1 tRNA gene and 2 rRNA genes are annotated in these 556 nt (G+C 48.6%); all 3 read right to left on the bottom strand.

Annotated features, from left to right (window positions below):
• Positions 1–97: ribosomal RNA gene (locus tag ACERJC_RS25470) — 23S ribosomal RNA — on the bottom strand; the annotation flags it as partial.
• Between the two features lie 232 nt (positions 98–329).
• Positions 330–405, bottom strand: a tRNA-Glu gene (locus ACERJC_RS25465).
• Between the two features lie 85 nt (positions 406–490).
• A 16S ribosomal RNA gene (locus ACERJC_RS25460) occupies positions 491–556 on the bottom strand; the annotation flags it as partial.

Raw genomic sequence — 556 nt, 5'->3', positions numbered from 1 at the left:
GGTTCATATCACCTTACCGACGCTTTTCGCAGATTAGCACGTCCTTCATCGCCTCTGACTGCCAGGGCATCCACCGTGTACGCTTAGTCGCTTAACCTCACAACCCGAAGATGTTTCGTAAAACACCATCAGTGTTGCGAAAATTTGAGAGACTCGAACACACATTGACTGTGTGTCGTTTCAATTTTCAGCTTGATCCAGATTTTTAAAGAGCAAATATCTCAAACATGACTCTGAAGTCAGTTTTGAGATATTAAGGCAGGTGACTTTCACTCACAAACCAGCAAGTGGCGTCCCCTGGGAGGTTTGCACCTCATCAGTTTGAACGCTGGCGTCCCCTAGGGGATTCGAACCCCTGTTACCGCCGTGAAAGGGCGGTGTCCTGGGCCTCTAGACGAAGGGGACACTGAAGTCTCAATCGCAAGACGCCTTGCTATTCACTTTTCATCAGACAATCTGTGTGGACACTACAAAGGCAGGTTCTTTAAGGTAAGGAGGTGATCCAACCGCAGGTTCCCCTACGGTTACCTTGTTACGACTTCACCCCAGTCATGAA

This window comes from Citrobacter telavivensis (genome assembly GCF_041807075.1).
In the GTDB taxonomy this organism is placed as follows: domain Bacteria; phylum Pseudomonadota; class Gammaproteobacteria; order Enterobacterales; family Enterobacteriaceae; genus Citrobacter_A; species Citrobacter_A telavivensis.
The sequence above is the reverse complement of the archived record's forward strand: the minus strand, read 5'-3'. Positions and strand labels throughout refer to the sequence as shown.